Annotated in this window: 16 protein-coding genes; 5 read left to right on the forward strand and 11 right to left on the reverse strand. The window is 52.8% G+C overall.

Annotated elements, in window-relative coordinates:
- The first annotated feature begins 22 nt into the window (after positions 1 to 22).
- Both dxs and GA565_RS20285 read left to right on the forward strand, forming a co-directional pair.
- Positions 23 to 1885, forward strand: coding sequence for a 1-deoxy-D-xylulose-5-phosphate synthase (gene dxs / locus GA565_RS20280; protein ID WP_152200394.1), 1863 nt, complete (start codon positions 23 to 25; stop codon positions 1883 to 1885).
- 130 nt (positions 1886 to 2015) lie between these two features.
- Positions 2016 to 2990, forward strand: coding sequence for an aldo/keto reductase (locus GA565_RS20285; RefSeq protein WP_152200396.1), 975 nt, complete (start codon positions 2016 to 2018; stop codon positions 2988 to 2990).
- A 98-nt stretch (positions 2991 to 3088) separates the two neighbouring features.
- Here the strand turns inward: GA565_RS20285 and pgpA are convergent, their stop codons facing one another.
- From pgpA to nrdR, 6 genes are all read right to left on the reverse strand, one after another.
- Positions 3089 to 3583, reverse strand: coding sequence for a phosphatidylglycerophosphatase A (gene pgpA / locus GA565_RS20290; protein WP_152201665.1), 495 nt, complete (start codon positions 3581 to 3583; stop codon positions 3089 to 3091).
- An 86-nt stretch (positions 3584 to 3669) separates the two neighbouring features.
- Positions 3670 to 4656: a thiamine-phosphate kinase gene (gene thiL / locus GA565_RS20295; RefSeq protein ID WP_152200398.1), complete on the reverse strand. Its 987-nt coding sequence runs from the start codon at positions 4654 to 4656 to the stop codon at positions 3670 to 3672.
- Between the two features lie 92 nt (positions 4657 to 4748).
- Complete coding sequence (gene nusB, locus GA565_RS20300) at positions 4749 to 5162, reverse strand: transcription antitermination factor NusB (protein ID WP_055776719.1); 414 nt, start codon at positions 5160 to 5162, stop codon at positions 4749 to 4751.
- A gap of 20 nt (positions 5163 to 5182) precedes the next feature.
- A complete protein-coding gene (ribE, locus tag GA565_RS20305; RefSeq protein WP_055776716.1) occupies positions 5183 to 5653 on the reverse strand; it encodes a 6,7-dimethyl-8-ribityllumazine synthase in 471 nt (156 codons plus the stop codon).
- A gap of 205 nt (positions 5654 to 5858) precedes the next feature.
- Entirely contained in the window at positions 5859 to 7001 is a 1143-nt protein-coding gene (gene ribD, locus GA565_RS20310) for a bifunctional diaminohydroxyphosphoribosylaminopyrimidine deaminase/5-amino-6-(5-phosphoribosylamino)uracil reductase RibD (protein ID WP_152200400.1), read from the reverse strand.
- Positions 7002 to 7042: 41 nt separating this feature from the next.
- Complete coding sequence (gene nrdR / locus GA565_RS20315; protein WP_152200402.1) at positions 7043 to 7492, reverse strand: transcriptional regulator NrdR; 450 nt, start codon at positions 7490 to 7492, stop codon at positions 7043 to 7045.
- A 152-nt stretch (positions 7493 to 7644) separates the two neighbouring features.
- On the opposite strand from nrdR, the gene GA565_RS20320 reads away from it, so the two are divergent.
- A complete protein-coding gene (locus GA565_RS20320; RefSeq protein ID WP_152200404.1) occupies positions 7645 to 8202 on the forward strand; it encodes a DUF3251 domain-containing protein in 558 nt (185 codons plus the stop codon).
- 118 nt (positions 8203 to 8320) lie between these two features.
- Here the strand turns inward: GA565_RS20320 and secF are convergent, their stop codons facing one another.
- The 5 genes from secF to queA form a co-directional block, all read right to left on the reverse strand.
- Positions 8321 to 9232, reverse strand: coding sequence for a protein translocase subunit SecF (secF, locus tag GA565_RS20325; RefSeq protein WP_226951052.1), 912 nt, complete (start codon positions 9230 to 9232; stop codon positions 8321 to 8323).
- Positions 9233 to 9302: 70 nt separating this feature from the next.
- On the reverse strand, positions 9303 to 11150 hold the full coding sequence (gene secD / locus GA565_RS20330) for a protein translocase subunit SecD (RefSeq protein ID WP_152200407.1): 1848 nt from the start codon (positions 11148 to 11150) through the stop codon (positions 9303 to 9305).
- A 27-nt stretch (positions 11151 to 11177) separates the two neighbouring features.
- Positions 11178 to 11510, reverse strand: a complete 333-nt coding sequence (gene yajC / locus GA565_RS20335) for a preprotein translocase subunit YajC (RefSeq protein WP_055776706.1) — start codon at positions 11508 to 11510, stop codon at positions 11178 to 11180.
- Positions 11511 to 11614: 104 nt separating this feature from the next.
- Positions 11615 to 12739: a tRNA guanosine(34) transglycosylase Tgt gene (tgt, locus tag GA565_RS20340; RefSeq protein ID WP_055776703.1), complete on the reverse strand. Its 1125-nt coding sequence runs from the start codon at positions 12737 to 12739 to the stop codon at positions 11615 to 11617.
- Positions 12740 to 12833: 94 nt separating this feature from the next.
- On the reverse strand, positions 12834 to 13904 hold the full coding sequence (queA, locus tag GA565_RS20345) for a tRNA preQ1(34) S-adenosylmethionine ribosyltransferase-isomerase QueA (protein WP_152200408.1): 1071 nt from the start codon (positions 13902 to 13904) through the stop codon (positions 12834 to 12836).
- A 150-nt stretch (positions 13905 to 14054) separates the two neighbouring features.
- Between queA and GA565_RS20350 the strand changes: the two genes are divergently transcribed.
- A complete protein-coding gene (locus tag GA565_RS20350; protein WP_152200410.1) occupies positions 14055 to 14636 on the forward strand; it encodes an ACP phosphodiesterase in 582 nt (193 codons plus the stop codon).
- Between the two features lie 129 nt (positions 14637 to 14765).
- Positions 14766 to 15368: a peroxiredoxin C gene (locus GA565_RS20355; RefSeq protein WP_055776693.1), complete on the forward strand. Its 603-nt coding sequence runs from the start codon at positions 14766 to 14768 to the stop codon at positions 15366 to 15368.
- The last annotated feature ends 268 nt before the right edge of the window (positions 15369 to 15636 follow it).

The raw sequence follows: 15636 nt of genomic DNA on the forward strand, positions 1-15636 counted from the left end.
GAGCCTCTTATATGAGTAACCAATGAGTCTTGATATAGCCAAATACCCAACGCTGGCCTTGGCGGAGAATCCTGAAGAACTCCGCTCGCTTCCTAAAGAAAGCTTACCAAAGCTCTGCGACGAGCTGCGCCAGTATCTGTTGGACAGCGTAAGTCAGTCCAGCGGACATTTTGCCTCCGGTCTTGGCACCGTTGAGCTAACCGTCGCCATGCATTATGCCTACAATACGCCTTTCGACCATCTGGTGTGGGACGTCGGGCATCAGGCTTATCCGCACAAAATATTGACCGGCCGCCGCGACAGAATCTCCACTATTCGTCAGAAAAATGGGCTGCATCCTTTCCCTTGGCGCAGTGAGAGTGAGTACGACGTGCTGTCGGTGGGTCACTCTTCAACCTCGATAAGCGCTGGCTTGGGCATGGCCGTTGCCGCCGAGCGTGAGGGCAAAGGGCGTCGCACTATTTGCGTGATTGGCGACGGTGCCATCACCGCAGGCATGGCGTTTGAGGCGATGAACCACGCCGGTGATATCAAGTCCGATATGCTGGTGGTGCTCAACGACAACGAAATGTCGATTTCTGAAAACGTTGGCGCGTTGAATAACCACCTGGCACAGCTGCTGTCTGGCAAGCTCTATTCCCGCCTGCGTGAGGGCAGCAAGAAAGTGCTTTCCGGCGTTCCGCCTATCAAGGAGCTGATTCGCCGTACCGAAGAGCACCTGAAAGGCATGGTAGTGCCCGGTACGCTGTTTGAAGAGCTTGGTTTCAACTACATTGGTCCGGTTGACGGACACGACGTGGTTGCGCTGACCCAAACGCTGAAAAATATGCGCGATTTAAAAGGCCCGCAGCTGCTGCACGTCATGACACGCAAAGGCAAAGGCTATGCGCCGGCAGAAAAGGATCCTATCAGCTGGCACGCCGTACCGAAGTTCGATCCGGCCAGCGGAACCTTGCCGAAAAGCAAAGAAGGTTTGCCGAGCTACTCGAAGATCTTTGGTGACTGGCTGTGCGAAACCGCCGCCGGCGACAGCAAACTGATGGCCGTTACGCCAGCAATGCGTGAAGGTTCGGGCATGGTTAAATTCTCCAAATCCTACCCGCAGCAGTATTTCGACGTCGCCATTGCCGAACAGCACGCAGTGACCTTCGCCGCAGGCTTGGCAATCGGCGGTTACAAGCCGGTGGTGGCGATTTATTCGACCTTCCTGCAGCGCGCCTATGACCAGGTTATCCACGACGTGGCGATTCAGAACCTGCCGGTACTGTTTGCAATTGACCGCGGCGGCATTGTCGGTGCCGATGGGCAGACGCATCAGGGCGCGTTTGACCTTTCGTTTCTGCGCTGCATTCCAAATATGATCATCATGACGCCAAGCGATGAGAACGAATGTCGCCAGATGCTGCATACCGGTTATCATCATCAGCAGGGTCCAGTTGCCGTACGTTATCCACGCGGTACCGGCACAGGCGCGACCTGTGAACCGCTATCCTCGTTGCCGATCGGTAAAGCCGTCGTGCGTCGTGAAGGTGAGAAAATCGCTATTTTGAACTTCGGCACACTGCTGCCGGAAGCCAAAGCAGCGGCTGAAAAGCTTAACGCCACGCTGGTCGATATGCGCTTCGTTAAGCCTTTAGACAATGAACTGATCCTTTCACTGGCCGCGAGCCATGACTCACTGGTGACGGTTGAAGAAAACGCCATCATGGGCGGTGCAGGCAGCGGTGTAAATGAGCTGTTGATGTCTAAACGCGTTGCCGTTCCCGTGCTGAATATCGGCCTGCCGGACCTGTTTGTGCCACAGGGTACACAGGAAGAGATCCGCAGCGATATCGGCCTCGACGCCGCAGGCATCGAACGTCAGATAAACGACTGGCTTGCCTGATTAGCCTTGCCCCCCTTTTTATTTAGCAAAAAGGGGGATTTACCCTTTCCGATACCTCTTCATCACCCTTTCCCTCTTCAGACTACGCTACAGTTAAAGCCTGTATAAAAAGTTTGTTTTAGAGGACATCATGCAATATACCCACTTTGGAACGACCGGACTGAACGTGTCACGCCTGTGCCTCGGCTGTATGACCTACGGTGAACCTTCCCGAGGAAAACACGCCTGGACGCTGCCGGAAGAGAGCAGCCGTCCATTGATCAAACAGGCGATAGACGCCGGAATTAACTTCTTTGATACCGCCAACAGCTACTCGGACGGCAGCAGTGAAGAGATCGTCGGGAAAGTTCTGCGCGAATACCTGCCACGTGATAAATACGTGCTGGCAACCAAAGTCTTCTTCCCGCTGCCCAATCTCAAGGGCGGCCTTTCTCGCGCCTCGATTCAGCAGTCGATTGACGACAGTCTGCGTCGTTTAGGCACCGATTACGTTGACCTGTTGCAGATCCACCGCTGGGACTACGACACGCCAATCGAAGAGACCCTTGAGGCGCTCAATGACGTAGTTAAGGCCGGTAAGGCGCGTTTTATTGGCGCATCATCGATGCATGCCGCACAGTTTAAACAAGCGCTGGATATTCAGCAGCAGCAAGGCTGGGCACCCTTTGTCTCGATGCAGGACCAATACAATCTTATCCAGCGCGAAGAAGAGAAAGAGATGCATCCGCTGTGCGTGGAGAGAAATATTGCTGTGCTGCCGTGGAGTCCGTTAGCGCGCGGGCGTTTGACCCGTCCGTGGGGAGAAACCACCGCGCGCTCCGTTTCCGATGAGGTGATCCCGACGCTGTACGGTGACACGGAAGAAGCCGATGCAAAAATTGCCGAACGTGTAGAAAAAATTGCCGCCGACCACGGCGTTCCGCGTGCACAAATTGCGCTGGCGTGGATTTTGAACAAACCGGCCGTAACGGCACCGATCATCGGTGCCTCGCGGGCAGGCCATCTTGAAGATGCCATTGCAGCGCTGGATATCGCGCTGAGCATTGAAGAGATCGCCGAGCTGGAAATGGCCTATCAGCCGCATCAGGCAACCGGTTTCAAATAAGGCTGTTTTTGATAATACTGATCAAGAAATGTAAAACGGGCGTTGGAGTACAAATCCAAACGCCCGTTTTTTATTCGGCTACCCTAATCAGGCAGACTTCAGAACAAACCCGCAGGCCAGTGATGGCCGATCAGATAGATAATCGCCGCGCCAAACACCCCGGCGACCACGTCGTCAATCATGATACCCATGCCGCCCTTCACGTTGCGGTCAAACCAGCGAATAGGCCACGGCTTCCAGATATCAAGAATACGGAACACCACGAAGCCTATTAATACCCACTGCCAGTCATTGGTTGGCAACGCCATCAGCGTTATCCACATGCCGACAAATTCGTCCCACACGATGCTGCCGTGGTCGTGAACACGCATATCTTTCGCGGTTTGGCGACACAGGTAAACGCCGATACAGATTGAGAACATGACCACCAGCGAATAGACCTGCCAGGGTAAGTAAGTCATCACAATCCAGAACGGAATTGCCGCGATGGAACCGGCGGTGCCGGGTCCGATGGGAAACAAGCCGCTGCCGAAGCCGGTTGCCAGCAGATGCCAAGGGTTGCGCAGGTTCAGGCGTTTTTTAGCCGCCGCCATGTCAACAGCATCATTACCGGTTCTGCCCTTGTGGCGCATCGGGCGTTTTCTGTTTCCTGCGTTGCCGCTGGCGTTGTTTTCGATGGTCACTGTGCAGTCTCCTGTGCGAAATGGTCGTATCCCTGCCACTCGAGTTCTACATTATCACCCGAGCGCTGATATTTGATACCTTCGGAAAGTGGCGCAATCTGCCCTACGCAGGTAAAACGCACGCCCAAATGGCCGAGTGCCACTTCCAGCGCACCGCGGTTGATTTCAGGAACGGTGAAGCACAGCTCATAGTCTTCTCCTCCAGTAAGCGCCCACTTCAGCGCCTGCTCTGGCTCGACGTGCTGCAGCATCTCACTTGAGTAGGGCAGAAGGTCAAGGTCGAGACGCGCGCCACACTCGCTGGCCTTGAGGATGTGCCGCAGGTCGGAAACCAGGCCGTCGGAGATATCAATCGCCGATGACGCCAGCTGGCGCAGCGCTTGCCCCTGCAGTACGCGCGGCTGCGGGCGAAGATGGCGCTTAATTAACGCCTTGCTGGCCTGCTCATCGTTTATCTGCAAACGGTCCTGCAAAATGGCCAGCCCCGCCGCGCTGTCGCCGAGGGTGCCGGTGACGTAAATCCAGTCGCCGACCCGGGCTCCGCTGCGCAGCAGTGCACGTCCAGCCGGGATCAGGCCCTGAATAGTCAGGGTCATGCTCAACGGGCCGCGCGTCGTGTCGCCGCCAATCAGTTGCATACCGTAATAATCAAGCTGTTCAAACAGGCTGTCGCTGAAGGCCTCAAGCCAGTCGGCGTCAACCTTGGGCAGCGTCAAAGCCAGTGAAACCCAGGCAGGGTCAGCTCCCATCGCTGCCAGGTCGCTGAGATTTACCGCCAGCGCCTTGTAGCCGAGATCGGCAGGAGAAATAGTTTTAAGAAAATGAATACCTTCGACGAGAGTGTCGGTACTTACTGCTATTTGCTGCTTGTCAGTCACAGTCAGCAAGGCGCAGTCGTCACCAATGCCTAACTGTACGTCCTGACGTGCCGTTCTGTAACGGTTGAAATAGCGCGCAATTAAATCAAATTCGCCGCATGCCATAGTGTGATTCCAGATGATGACGATCCTGCGTTTCACAATGCATTAAGGCCGGATATCCGGCCTTAATGAAACGCGTTCTTTGATGAGGAACGTTACTTCTTACGAATGTGCGGGCCTGCTTTGTCCAGCACACCGTTAACAAACTTGTGACTATCTTCAGCACCGAAGGTTTTAGCCAGCTCGATAGCTTCGTTGATTGCCACTTTATAAGGGACGTCCTGGCGCTTGCTCAGCTCATACAGAGCCAGACGCAAAATCGCACGTTCAACCTGACCCAATTCTTCGAGCTGACGAGACAAATACGGAGCCATCAGCGCATCGAGCTTATCGGCTGAGGTGGCAACACCTGACAGCAGCTCACGGAAATAGGTAATGTCGACATCTGTGACATCCTGCTCGGTCAGGAACTGTAATTCAACATCGGCGATGTCGTTTTTAGACAACTGCCAAGAATAAAGCGCCTGTACGGCACATTCACGGGCGCGGCGACGAGCAGCAGGTTTCACGGAATTCCCCTTAACTAGATTCAGGCCTTAATGGCCTTGATAACATTTATCATTTCAAGCGCGGTCAGGGCAGCTTCTGCACCTTTATTACCGGCTTTAGTTCCCGCGCGTTCGATGGCTTGTTCAATGCTTTCTGTTGTTAGCACACCAAAGGCAACCGGGATTTCACTGTTCATTGCAACGCTGGACAGGCCAGAGCTACATTCGCCAGCGACGAATTCAAAATGGGCTGTGCCCCCACGGATAACGGTACCTAGAGCAATAACAGCGTCATACTTTTTGCTGTTAGCCAACGCACGTGCGGCGAGTGGCAGCTCATAAGCACCTGGAACCCATACGACGGTGATGTTGTCGTCAGCAACCTGTCCAATACGTTTTAACGCATCAACCGCGCCAGAAAGCAGGCTGTCGTTGATGAAATTATTAAAACGGGCAATCGCGATGGCTACTTTCGCGTTAGGGGTTGCTACAACACCTTCAATAACGTTCATAGAATTTCCTTAGGATGGGTTAAATCGTTATGTTTTTTATTAAAAGCTCAATACCGGCTTTTATTAAAAGCTTAATGCTAAATAGCATCGACCCAGCCCATGCTTAGCCGCAGGGGGGCGGATTCTATCATATTATTCCCCTGCCTGGACACACGGTTTTGTAAACCTGAGCAGACAGATAAAAAATAAACCGCCATCAAGGCGGTTAGTAGACCGGTTTCAGGCGTAAACGCAGGTCAGGACCCACTTGCCTGATGTCGCTAAATTCAAAATTTGGGGCATCGGCGAGACTTTCAAGTCCCGGTAATACGCAGAGCGCGCGGCCATTTTGGCCCAGCAGCTTAGGTGCCACATAGACTATCAGCTCGTCCACCAGCCCGGCCTGCAGCAGCGCCCCCGCAAGCTCTGCGCCGGCCTCTACCCAAACGGAGTTCACCTGACGTTTTGCCAACTGCATCATCAGAATGACCAAATCGACGCGATTGTCCGAGGTCGCCGGCACAGTCAACTGCTGCACAGCGTCGGGCCAGAGCTTATCGTCGGCCTGCAGACGGGCCAAAAGCGTTTCACCCGGTTGCTGTACCAACTTGTGCTGCGGGGTGACGCGATTTTTGCTGTCAACGATCACCCGTAAAGGCTGGCGAATGTCCTCGGCAGACGCGCTGGCGTTTGAAGAAGAAAGCGCCGGATACTGGCTCTGCGTCTCGTCACCCAGCTCGCTCCAGCGTACGGTCAATGATGGATCATCGGCCAGCACGGTCGCACTTGAGCTGAGGATTGCGGAACTTTCGGCACGAAATCGCTGTACGTCTTGGCGAGCCGCAGCGGAGGTTATCCACTGACTTTCACCCGAGGCCATGGCGGTTCTGCCGTCTAACGAGGCGGCCATTTTGAGCTGAATATAGGGAAAACCGGTGCGCATGCGCTTAAGAAAGCCCAGATTAACCGCCTCGGCTTCACCGAGCATCAGTCCGTTACTGACCTCCACGCCCGCCTGCTTAAGACGATAAAGCCCGCGGCCTGCGACTTCGGGGTTGGGGTCCTGCATCGCAGCAACAACGCGTGAAACACCTGCGGCCAACAGTGCATCAGCACAAGGCGGCGTGCGGCCATGATGACTACAGGGCTCGAGGGTCACATAGGCGGTGGCGCCGCGTGCACGTTCACCGGCCATGCGCAGTGCATGAACCTCTGCGTGAGGGCCACCGGCTTTTAAATGAAAACCTTCTCCAACGATTTCGCCGTTGTTAACAATAACGCAGCCTACGTTGGGATTCGGCGTGGTGGTGAACCGACCTTTACGCGCGAGTTTAAACGCTCGTGCCATGTAGTATTCGTCGCTGAACATAGCCTTCTCTGTGGGGTTATCTGGCGTGGCGAGTGGGCGCTTTAATCCTGAAGTCGGGCAATTTCTTCGCCGAATTCACGAATATCTTCAAAGCTGCGATAAACTGAGGCGAAGCGAATGTAGGCGACTTTATCCAGCCCTTTCAACGCATCCATCACCAGGTTACCAATCATTTTAGCGGGAATTTCTCGTTCACCAGTGGCACGAAGCTGAGATTTAATATGACTGATCGCCATTTCAACGTCGTCTGAGCTCACAGGGCGCTTTTCGAGTGCTTTCAAAAAACCGCTGCGCAGTTTATCTTCATTGAACGGTTCACGGACCTCATTACTTTTAATCACGCGTGGCATAACCAGCTCCGCGACTTCAAAGGTGGTGAAACGCTCACTGCATACCAGACACTGGCGACGGCGGCGAACCTGTGATCCATCGCCTACCAGGCGTGAATCGATGACTTTCGTGTCAACAGCTGCACAAAATGGACAATGCATAGAACTTCCTGCTCGGATAATATCTGGACAATAGTTTAGCGCGAAGTGGCGCGACAACAAAGGCTGTCGCAACGTTGGCGCACTATCGTGATAAACTTTGGCACTAAACTCTACACCAAAATACAGAAATCGCAGAAAAGGACTTAAGGTCAATGACTCCCTCTTATCGTGCCGTTTTCGCGGTGACCGCCCTGCTCAGCCTGGCGGGATGCGCACAGCAGGACTCCCAGTTGCCTGCATTAACCAAAGAAGTAAATCAGCTTAATCAAAAACTTGACCGGTTGACCGACCTTGCCGGTGCGCTTGAGCGTCAAACCATGCTTAACCGCCAGTCAACTAACGGCGTTTATCTGCTGCCTCAGGCCAAAAACCCAGCCCTGCTCAATACCGATTTCGCCCAGCTAAGTATGGCAATAGAGTCCGTGGCCTCTGACAGCACCGGCACCAGCGCCGTGCTGAAGTTTAAATCGGTCTCGGGTAAACCACTGCCGGCGTTCAGCGCCGTGGTTGATTGGGGGCAGCTCGACCAGGTCACCGGCAAACCTTTAACGGTAGATATGCAATCGCAGGTCATTAACGTCACGCCAAGGTTACTGCCTTCGAGCGAACAAACCACCGAAGTGCGCTTTGGCAACGTAACGCCCGAGACGCTGGGTTTTGTACATCTGCATCAGTTGACCCTAACACCTGCCGCTCCAACGCAGCAGTAAGTCTGGTCACGAATGCATAAAAAAAGCCTCGCGGTGATTAAACGGCGAGGCTTTTTTATTACTTCAATATCAATGCGATCAGTTCATCCAGGCGCCTCACGAGGCGCCCGTACTGCGCTTAAGGCAGAAGTGAGGGCTGGTCGGCCCCTTCTTTCTCGACTTTTTGCTGCAGCATATGTTCGCGCTTCATGCCCAGCTTCAGAGCCAGGGCAGAAGCAACATAGATTGATGAAACCGTACCGATACTCACGCCAATCAACATCGTCAGTGAGAACCCTGCAAGCAGAGGACCGCCGAAGATGTAGAGCATCAGAACAACCATCAGCGTGGTCGCCGAGGTCATAATGGTGCGGCTTAGCGTTTGGGTCAGGGACACGTTCATGATTTCGTAAGAGTTACCGCGACGAATTTTGCGGAAGTTTTCACGAATACGGTCCGATACCACGATACTGTCATTCAGCGAGTAGCCGATAACCGACATCAGTGACGCGACAATCGTCAGGTCGACCTCTATCTTGAACAGCGATAGAACGCCCATTGTAATGATAACGTCATGCGCCAGCGCAAGAACCGCACCGAGTGCCAAACGCCATTCAAAACGAAAACCAACGTAGATAAGGATACAGATAAGCGCAATCAACAGCGCCATTCCCCCGGCTTGCGCCAGGTCACTGCCCACGCTAGGTCCGACAAACTCGATACGTTTAACGGTCGCGGTCTTGTCGACATCGGCGTTGATCAGGCTGATAACTTTGTTACCCAGTTCCTGACCGGCGCTGTCAGAGGCCGGTGGTAAACGAACGACCACATCACGGCTGCTGCCAAAGTTCTGTACGATCGGATCTTTAAACCCGGCTTTCTCAAGCGAATCGCGCATATTATCGAGATTTGCAGGCTGAGACAGGGTGATTTCAATTACCGTACCGCCGGTAAAATCCAGACCCCAGTTAAACCCGCGAACACCCATAATCGCGATTGACGCGATTAACAACAGGCCTGAAATCAGGAAGGCCACGTTGTCCCAGCGCATAAAGTCGATGACTTTACGGCCATAGTTGAGTTGTTCAACAGTATAATCTTGCTGTGCCACAACGCACTCCTCAGATAGACAGCTTTTTAACGCGTTTGCCGCCGTAAAGCAGGTTGACGATGGCACGAGTACCGACGATCGACGTAAACATAGAGGTCGCAACACCGATAGCGGTGGTGATTGCGAAGCCTTTAATCGAGCCCGTACCCACTGCGTACAGAATAATTGCCGTGATCAACGTCGTGATGTTTGCATCGACGATACTGGAGAACGCACCGCTGTAGCCCTCATGGATGGCCTGCTGAATGGAACGTCCATTACGCAGCTCTTCCTTGATACGCTCGTTAATCAGTACGTTGGCGTCAACCGCCACCGCCAGCGTCAGTACGATACCCGCAATACCTGGCATGGTCAGCGTGGCGCCCGGAAGCAGGGACATAATCCCGACAATCAGTACCAGGTTGACAACCAGAGCCGAGGTCGCAATCACACCAAACTTACGGTAGAACACCACCATAAACAGGATCGAAGCCAGAAGCCCAAACAGACAGGCTTCCAGACCTTGGGTAATGTTTTGCGCACCCATGGTTGGACCGATAGTCCGTTCTTCAACAATCTGAATCGGCGCAATCAGCGCACCGGCGCGCAGCAGCAGCGAGAGCTGGCGAGCCTGATTAGGATCGTTTACACCCGTGATGCGGAAGCTGTTACCCAGACGAGACTGAATGGTCGCGACGTTGATAACTTCTTCCTGCTTCGCCAGAATTGCACGGCCGTTAGCATCTTTCTTACCGCTGTCTTTATACTCCACAAACAAGGTCGCCATCGGCTTGCCGATGTTGTCCTTGGTGAAGTTGGACATGATATTTCCGCCTGCGCTGTCGAGAGAGATATTAACCTGTGGTTGGTTATATTCGTCCTGACTTGAGGTGGAATCGGTAATGTGGTCACCGGTCAAAATCACACGCTTGTACAGCACAACCGGCTGTCCGTCCTGCATGTTTTTAACTTCGCTGTCACCAGGAACTCGTCCGCTGGCTGCTGCAGTGGCATCAACGTTGGTATTAACCAGACGGAATTCCAGCGTAGCGGTTGCACCTAAAATTTCTTTGGCGCGCGCAGTATCCTGAATACCCGGCAGTTCGACCACGATGCGGTCAGAACCCTGACGCTGCACGAGTGGCTCGGCTACGCCCAGTTGGTTAACACGGTTGCGCAGAATATTAATGTTCTGCTGTACCGCGTACTCTTTGGCTTCGCTCAGGCGGTCGTCGGTCATCACGATGCGAATATCGTTGTCACCGCTGTTGGTAAACACCAAATCACGATGGCGCGGAGACAGGTAGCTTGAGGCTTTGTCGCGAGTAGCGGAATCACGGAAGGTCAGCACAACGCCGTAGTTATCAGCCTTGCGAACCGTTGCATAAGGAATGCTCTGGTCACGCAGGTCACTACGCATGTTGTCCATGGTCTGCTCTTGCAGCTTGCCAAGCGCGGTATCCATGTCGACTTCCATCAGGAAGTGCACACCACCGCGCAGGTCGAGGCCCAGCTTCATCGGCTCGGCGCCCAGCATTGTTAACCAGGTCGGCGTTGCCGGTGCCAGGTTAAGCGCAATAACAAATTTGTCGCCCAGCGCCGCAGTCAGCGCATCGCGCGCGCGCAGCTGAACGTCTGTGTCGTTAAAACGTGCAAGAATTGAGCCGTTTTCCAGCGCAATAGACTTGCTAACGAGTTTGTCTTTGTTCAGTACATCTCTGACTTGGTCCAGCGTTGCAACACTGGCGTCGGAACCCCGAGCGCCAGTAATTTGAACAGCCGGATCCTCACCATAAAGGTTGGGAAGCGCGTAAAGCAGACCGATGATGATCACGGCGATCAGCATCAGATACTTCCACAAAGGATAACGGTTTAACACGGCAGTTCCCTTCGGGAAAATCAAAAATTAAAGCGCCTTCATCGTACCTTTCGGCAGAACGGCAGCCACGAAGTCACGTTTGATCATCACTTCCGTGGTGTCGTTCAGCGCGATAACAACGTAACCAGTTTCAGCTACTTTGCTTACGCGACCGATCAGACCGCCGGTAGTCATGACTTCATCACCTTTACCGATGGAGTCCATCAGTTTTTTGTGCTCTTTAGAACGTTTTTGCTGCGGGCGCAGGATCATGAAATAGAAAATCAGACCAAATACCACCAGCATGATAACCAGAGAGTAAGGACTTCCCTGTGACGTTGCGCCGGTAGCTGCGACGGCATCAGAAATGAAAAGACTCATTTAAATTCCCTCATTGTTGTTGTTAATAGAACACTAAAAAAAATCTTGGCAATCTAACACTCAAATCGCCTTACTTTAAGAAGAAAGGCGATTTAAGTTCGAAATCAGAAGTTTAAAGGCGGAACTTCTTTGCCCTGACGCGCGTAGAAATCTGCCACAAACAGCTCTAATTTACCCTCTTCGATAGCCTGGCGTAAACCGGCCATCAAACGCTGATAATAACGCAGGTTGTGGATGGTATTCAGGCGGGCACCCAGTATTTCGTTGCAACGGTCGAGATGATGCAAGTAGGCGCGGCTATAATTGCGACACGTATAGCAATCACAGTGTTCATCAAGGGTCGAAGTGTCATCTTTATGCTTGGCATTACGGATTTTCACTACGCCGTCGGTCACAAAAAGGTGTCCATTACGGGCATTGCGCGTTGGCATAACGCAGTCAAACATATCAACGCCGCGACGCACGCCTTCAACCAGGTCCTGCGGTTTGCCTACGCCCATCAGATAACGAGGTTTGTCCTCGGGGATCTGTGGACAAACATGCTCAAGAATACGATGCATGTCCTCTTTCGGCTCACCAACAGCCAAACCGCCCACAGCGTAACCATCAAAGCCGATATCTACCAGCCCTTTTATCGATACATCTCGTAAATCTTCGTAAACGCTGCCCTGAATAATTCCGAATAAGGCATTGTTATTTTTCAATTCATCGTGACGATCGCGGCTGCGTTTTGCCCAGCGAAGCGACATTTCCATCGAGCGTTTAGCATAGTCCCAATCGGCAGGGTACGGCGTACACTCATCGAAGATCATGACAATGTCGGAACCGAGATCGTTCTGGATCTCCATCGACTTTTCAGGGCTAAGGAATACCGGATCACCGTTGATCGGGTTGCGAAAGTGCACGCCCTCTTCTTTAATTTTGCGCATCGCGCCCAGGCTAAACACCTGGAAGCCGCCTGAGTCAGTGAGGATCGGGCCATGCCAGTTCATGAAATCATGCAGGTCGCCGTGCAGTTTCATAATTTCCTGACCTGGGCGAAGCCACAGGTGGAAAGTGTTACCGAGCAGGATTTGCGCACCGGTTTCTTTGACTTCTTCCGGCGTCATGCCTTTTACGGTGCCGTAAGTTCCGACCGGCATAAAGGCTGGCGTTTCAACGACGCCACGCTCAAACACCAGACGTCCGCGGCGTGCGCGACCGTCTGTGGTAGATAATTCGTACTTCATTTTCACATTCTTCTCCGCGCCGGAAAAACAGTCCAACGCCAGGTAATATTTGGGTTACCCCAAATTGACAGCCCAATATATGGGCCGATAAAAATTACTGGCCCACCACTTCCTGCGGTGCCAGCAAGTTACGGTTGATGAACATGGCATCACCATAACTAAAGAAACGGTACTCTTCTGCCACTGCCTGATGATAGGCATTGAGGGTATTTTTATACCCGGCAAACGCCGAGACCAGCATAATAAGCGTGGACTCCGGCAGGTGGAAATTGGTGATAAGCACGTCAATCACCTGATACTCATAGCCCGGATAAATAAAGATGCTGGTATCACCAAAGAACGGCGCAATAAGCGCATCGTCGCTAGCCTTGGCCGCACTCTCGAGGGAGCGAACGGAGGTGGTGCCCACGGCTATCACGCGGTTACCCCGTGCTTTACAGGCCAGCACGGCATCAACCACTTCCTGCGGCACTTCGGCGTATTCGGCATGCATTATGTGTTCTTCAATGGTGTCAACGCGCACCGGCTGGAAAGTCCCGGCACCTACGTGCAGCGTGACAAAGGCAAACTCTATGCCCTTTTCCTTTAATGCGTCCATCAGCGGCTGGTCAAAGTGCAGACCTGCAGTTGGCGCAGCCACAGCCCCCAGGCGCTCGCTGTAAACCGTTTGGTACAGCTCGCGGTCGGCGTCTTCATCAGGGCGGTCAATGTAGGGTGGAAGCGGCATATGGCCGATTTCGTCCAACAGAGTGAAGACATCGCGATCTTCATTAAATTCCAGCTCAAACAGGGTATCGTGACGAGCAACCATCGTGGCTTTAATGTTTTCGGCATCACCGAGCAGCAATTCTGCGCCCGCTTTCGGCGACTTGGAGGCGCGAACGTGCGCCAACACGCGCGTTGAGTCCAGCACGCGCTCGACCAAGACTTCAATTTTTCCACCGCTGGCCTTGCGACCAAACACGCGAGCCGGAATAACGCGGGTATTATTGAACACCAGCAGGTCGCCGGGGTTAAGTTTATCGAGCACGTCGGTGAAAATACCGTGCGTCAGTTCGCCGGTCGGCCCGTCCAGAGACAACAAACGACATCCGCTGCGCTGGCTTTGCGGATAGCGGGCAATCAGGGACTCAGGAAGTTCGAACGTAAAATCGGCAACGCGCATAGCTTTATTATTCCACTCGGTGACGTAAAAAATTATCCAAAATTTAAGCGGGCCTAGTCTAGAGCTAGCGGGGTACAGCTGCAAGCTTTCACCGGAATAAATCAGGTAACCTACCCGCAATTATCAGGATAAACACGTTATACTGCGCGAATGAATTTTCTCGCACACCTACATCTGGCCAAATTGGCCGACAGTTCGCTGCTGGGTAACCTGATGGCGGATTTCGTTCGCGGCAATCCTGACGGCCATTATTCCGAGGATGTCGTCCACGGCATACGCATGCATCGCCGCGTAGACGTCATGACCGATTCACTGCCTGAAGTTAAAGTCGCACGCGAATTTTTTAGCGCCGACTATCGTCGCGTCTCGCCTATTACGCTCGACGTGGTATGGGATCATTTCCTGTCGCTGCATTGGGACAGACTGTGTCCTGAAACGCCACTGCCACTGTTTATCAATCAGTGCCGCCTGGCCATTGAGCCGCATCTGTCCGCGACGCCGGAGCGCTTTCGCAACCTCAATACCTATTTGTGGCCACAGCGGTGGATGGAACGCTATGCGGAGTTAGGCTTTATTAAGGATGTGTTACAGGGCATGGCCAATCGACGCCCGAAACTGGCCGCGCTCGCCGGCTCATTTTATGACGTTGAACGCAATTATGCCCTTTTAGAGCGACAGTTCTGGCAGTTTTATCCGCAAATGATGCAACAAGCGCGTAATAAGCAGATCTAGATCACAGTTGATAGTCGAATGCTATCTGATCGATTGGTCTCATGGGGTTTATTCCCCTACCCGTTGCCCTTATACTGCCCTCTGATTTCTTCATCCCTCATCATTTATTTCTACTAGAAAGGAGTTTTTATGGTTCTGGTAACGCGTCCGGCCCCAGATTTTACCGCAGCAGCTGTACTTGGCAGCGGCGAAGTTGTTGAAAACTTCAACTTTAAAAAACACACTGCGGGCAAAACCACTGTTGTCTTCTTCTGGCCAATGGACTTCACCTTTGTGTGCCCATCTGAGCTGATCGCTTTCGACAAGCGTTATGAAGAATTCCAGTCTAAAGGCGTTGAAGTTGTTGGTATTTCTTTTGACTCAGAGTTTGTTCACAACGCATGGCGTAACACCCCGGTTGAGAACGGCGGCATCGGTAAAGTGAAATACGCGATGGTTGCTGACATCAAACGTGAAATCCAGAAAGCCTACGGCATTGAACACCCAGACGCTGGCGTTGCGCTGCGTGGTTCTTTCCTGATCGATGATAAAGGTATCGTGCGCCACCAGGTTGTTAACGACCTGCCACTGGGCCGTAACATCGACGAAATGCTGCGTATGGTTGACGCACTGCAATTCCACGAAGAGCACGGTGAAGTTTGCCCGGCGCAGTGGGAAAAAGGTAAAAAAGGTATGGACGCATCACCAACTGGCGTTGCTGCTTACCTGTCTGAAAACGCTATCAACCTGTAATCGTTATCGATTATTGGCAGTAGCCTTTGAGTTTTACCGAAACGGTCAGCCTGCGCTGGCCGTTTTTATTTGCGTTATAACCCTTCACTCCCCCGCAAAACCCGCCTTTTAAATAAATATCTGACCCACCTCATACTCCTGCTTGCCTTTGTGTCAGAAATGTTAAATAACATCTAAGCTGATGAATGTTATTACAGCTATTAATTATTTGTATCAATAAGTTGGCCTGCACTTTGCATTCAATCCGGCGGGCCTCGCGCTCACAGAC

The sequence above is a fragment of the Rouxiella sp. S1S-2 genome (assembly GCF_009208105.1).
Classification (GTDB): Bacteria; Pseudomonadota; Gammaproteobacteria; order Enterobacterales; family Enterobacteriaceae; genus Rouxiella.